Source organism: Flavobacterium sp., from assembly GCF_031363805.1.
In the GTDB taxonomy this organism is placed as follows: Bacteria; Bacteroidota; Bacteroidia; order Flavobacteriales; family Flavobacteriaceae; genus Flavobacterium.
Genome location: NZ_JANLVD010000028.1, coordinates 1 through 4,667, shown reverse-complemented (window position 1 = coordinate 4,667; position 4,667 = coordinate 1). Strand labels below are relative to the sequence as shown.

Genomic DNA, 4,667 nt, shown 5'->3' with positions numbered 1-4,667 from the left:
GATTAATGAAAAAGATACTTGCGCCCAACGATTGCTATAACTCGTTACATTGTTGGTATTGTTTCCCGTGACTTGAATTGGCAAAACGCCATCTTCGAAATGGCTGTAACGGATCACACTAATTTGATTGGTATCTAAATTTACAATTGCAGTCATATTAGCAGTGAAATTACCACAATTGGTAAAAAGATTCAGTTTTACTATAAATTTCCCCGTTGTTGCACCATTAAAATTGGTAACCAATCCTTGACTTCCCACAGCAATATTTGGAACACTTGGAATAATATTAACACAGTTTACAGGATTGTCAAAATCGGAATTTAACACCAAACAACTTGTGGCATCATAACTTACAGTTATAAAATTTGTTACAGTTTTTGTATCAGAGATTCCTGAACTATTGGTTACTTTTAGTGTAGCATTTACAACTCCTGGTGATAAAAATTTTACAATTGGGTCTCTTGAACCTGCACTTGTACCATTTAAATAAACTGGGGTTTTAGAAAACGACCATTCCCATGTGGCACCTGTATAATCCAAAATACTATAATCGCTGAATTTTATTTCTTGATTTACACAAACGTCTTTTATATTGGTGGTTGGTTGTGCTACTGGATTGCTTTTTTCGTAGAAAGAAATTTCTTGAACGCCTACTGGTCCTGCAACTCTTAATTTTTCTTTGTAGTAAGATGCTCTAAAATAAACATTAGTAGAACCTCCAACAGTGCGCGTTCTAAGATTCGAAGAGTAATCAATCCAATCAGGCATGGTATTGTTTCTGTAAAAACATTTTGCAGCATTATTAACTGTACCCACAATATAAACACCGCCATCAGAACCATATTGGTTTGCAATTTGTACGCCCCAAAAATCATTTAATATTGGAGAATTTAAACTTATCCATGTTAAACCGCCGTCTAAACTTTTACAAATTTTAGCATCAGAAGTGTCATTCCTAAACAATAACCAAATTTCATTTGAGTTTGTTTGTGACACATCAATGTAACAATTTCGACCTAAAGAAGTAAGATTCACACCATTTACAGTGCCGTTGGTTGCAGTCCAAGTTACGCCACCATCTATAGTTTTAAACAAACCATCTGTTTGTGTCATTACATAAAGTACTTTAGAATCTTTACGAGTGGTTTTAATATCCCAAACTAGAGAATTAAAACTTTTTAAAATTTGCTTAGTTACTCCATTATCATAAGAAATAACAACATTATTTCCGGTACCCGCATAGATGATATTGCTAAAATCGGTATTTGATGAGGTGTCGCTAATTCGATCTCCATAACCCAAAATATTGTTTTCTAACGCGAATTGCGGACCAACAGTACTAATTGGATTGTAAGTAATATCTATTTGTTTAAAATTTTTACCTACACCAGAAAAAAACATGGAATTTGGTCTGCTAAAGATAGCTTTCCCATCGGGTTCTTCGCCACCACCAAGGAATAATGCTTTTCCATTATCCCATTCAGGATTATATATACTATTTCCGTTGTGGAATTTACCTCCACCCATTTGGTCAGTATTAAAACCTACATCAAAGCCCCAATATAATAAAGCGTCTAAACCTTTCGAAGTACTTTTCCAGTTAGAAAGACTTGTGAAACTGTCTGTCGATGCGCTCACACCTCCATCGGTAGAAAGCACAACGTTGTCGCCAAAGAGTACCATGTCCTGAATATCTGGGTGTGTTCCAAAAGGCGGCGCGTAGCCGCCAATTGCATTAAATGTTAAACCACCATCAGTTGATTTATGGAATGAGCAGGCACCAAAAAAATAGGTGTTTTCATTGACAGGAGAAATACCAAAAACAAAATCATACCAACCCTGAGAAAACCCAACAGGAGAAATAGAAAGTTGTGCAAAATTTTCACCACTATTGATACTTTTGATTATTTCGCATTTATTGCTAGGACCATTAAATTCGTAGCCACTTAAACAAGCTACTGCCACTAAATCAGGATTTGCATTAGACACGCCTATTAAAAAGCCATGTTGGTTGTCAGTAATAGCATAACTAATTGGTTTTTCTACCCATGTTAATCCAGCATCAATGCTTTTATAGAAAACGCCAAACATGTTAACTGCGTATGCAATTGTGGAGCTTCCTGGCTTAAATTCGACATCCATAAAAGTGTTCGTTAATTTTTGACTAAAACTCAAACCGCCATCGCTAGACACATAAATACCATTATTTGTTGCTGCTAGAACTGTATTACCATCGTTAGACCATATTATTTCGTTACATCCTTCTGCTACAGGAATGACTGTCCATGTTGTACCGCCGTCTGAACTCCTGCGGAACGGATTGCTTGCTAGAATAATATTATTCGCATCTGTTGGATGAAACGCACTCGGCCCGCCTTCTTCTAATAATAATGTCCAATTTTCGCCTGCATCGACTGTTTTGTAAAGCAATTGCGTTTCTGTACTTGCCAACCTGATATCAGTAGAAGATGGTGCCACACTGATATGATAGATATTAGTATTACCAACGATTTGTACACCGTTTAACGTTACTTCTTTAGAGCCAATTTGAGACCAATTATTAGCTAAAACATTTTTACTTTGATTGGTCTTAGCTTTTTCTAAATTTTCAGTATTTTTTATTAATTCAGTTTTCGTTGGTAGGTTAAAATTTCCTTTTTTGTCTAACCAAGTTCCTGGAATTGAATTTACAAAGTATAGAGCAAACCTCACAATTGGATTTTCCGAAATACTTTCTTGTAATTCATTTTCCGATTTTTTGTCAGTTTCTTTACTAACTTTCTCTTTTTTTTCTTTACTTATCCATTCGTTAATTTCTTCTTTTAGGATGTTAACATTAATTTTATCTGGATTCTCATAAAACTGGTTTGCCCAACTTGGCGTTTCATTTGTTTTAATTGGCAAATCGGAAAAGTTAATTAGGTTTTTGATGCTCATTTTGGTTTCTTGCGAAAAACCATTCAGTGTAAATAGAAAAAAGAGCAATAAATAAATTTTGGTTTTCATAGTGTTATTTTTTAACTATTTTCAAATAGTTGTATTTATCATCTGTTTTATTATATAATATCACAAAATACAAACCCTCAGCATATTGTTCCATATTTACTTGCAACAAGTTATCAGTTGTTTTTTCAAATTTTGATGTGATAAACTTACCATCGATGTTGTAAATACTTAAACTATATTCAGATCCGTTCGATTTGGTATCAATAGTAAATGAGTTGAATGTAGGATTCGGGAAAGCAACAATGGTTGTAGCAGAATTTGAAATGAAATTTTCTATTGCCAAAACTTGGTCTGAAGCCAATGAATAGCATGAATTAGTTACCTGATAATTACTTCCTGAACAAGGTGTAGATATTCGTTGAATATATAATTTATCATTTATTAAAGAAAATTTTAATTTTCCGTTTGCATCAGATTCTGAATGCACATTCGCAGAATCATTATTCAAAACAGTGGAAAATGTTGTGGATCCAAAATGTTTGTAATTGATGACATGAATTAAATTATTATCTAAATCTACATTCAAATAGGCAGTTGCAGTTGTGTTGTTGCAACTGGTACTGATGTTTAGCGTGACAAAAACTCCTTTTTGTGTTGATGCAAATGACGAGAAATTTTGTATGAGATTTGCATCTGAATTCGTTATTAAATTTGTACTAATTGAATTATTACAATTTGAAGGTTGAAGCGCATTATCAATTCCATTTTGATCATCATCCATGGCAGACCAGCAAGATGGGTTTAGTCTGAAATTTCCGTTTCCGCAAGGATTAAAAATTCTTTTCACATATAGTTTATTATTACTAATAAAATAATTTACTTGAGCATTTGTAGTCAATGTGCTGGTTATAGAACTGGTTTCGTTTCCTGTAATATCTGAATTTGTTGAAGCAAAATGTTGGTATCCAAGTACATGTATTATGTCTGAATCTAGATTTACAATAGCTTTTAAATTATTGGTTGCGTTGTTGCAAGAAGTAAACGCATTTAGATTTACATAAAAAAGACCAGTGGTTGCATTGGCAAAATCTGTTACCAATATATCGCTATTGTTTGTAACTGCTGTAGATTGCGGAATTTGATTATCACATTTTTGTAATTCACTAGAATCTCCAGAATCTATACCAGTAGCACTATATGGTTTCCAGCATGATTCTTCTAAAGTAACGGTTTTGTCAGTCTGACCAATTGACGCACAATAATTGAAAATATGGTTTAGATATAATGTTTTGTTGATTAACGAAAAAGATACCTGCGCCCAACGATTACTAAAACTCGTTACATTGTTGGTATTGTTTCCTGTAACTTGAATTGGCAAAACGCCATCCTCGAAATGACTGTAACGGATGACACTAATTTGATTGTTATCTAAATTGACTATGGCAGTCAAATTACTGGTATAATTTCGACAATTGGTAAAAAGATTCAGTTTTACTAAAAATTTTCCAGTTGTTGCACCATTAAAATTGGTAACTAATCCTTGGCTTCCAACTGCTAATCCTGGTGCTGCTGGAATATTATTTACACAGTTTACAGGATTGTCAAAATCGGAATTTAACACCAAACAACTTGCGGCATCATAATTTACAGTTATAAAATTTGTTACAGTTTTTGTATCTGATATTCCTGAACTGTTGGTTACTTTTAGCGTTGCATTTACA

2 protein-coding genes are annotated in these 4,667 nt (G+C 33.6%); both read right to left on the bottom strand.

The annotated features are described in order from the left end of the window. The coding region (locus RMN92_RS01970; RefSeq protein WP_309607784.1) for a PKD domain-containing protein at positions 1-3,006 on the bottom strand (3,006 nt) is incomplete at its 3' end. Between the two features lie 4 nt (positions 3,007-3,010). Then, the coding region (locus RMN92_RS01965; RefSeq protein ID WP_309607783.1) for a T9SS type A sorting domain-containing protein at positions 3,011-4,667 on the bottom strand (1,657 nt) is incomplete at its 5' end.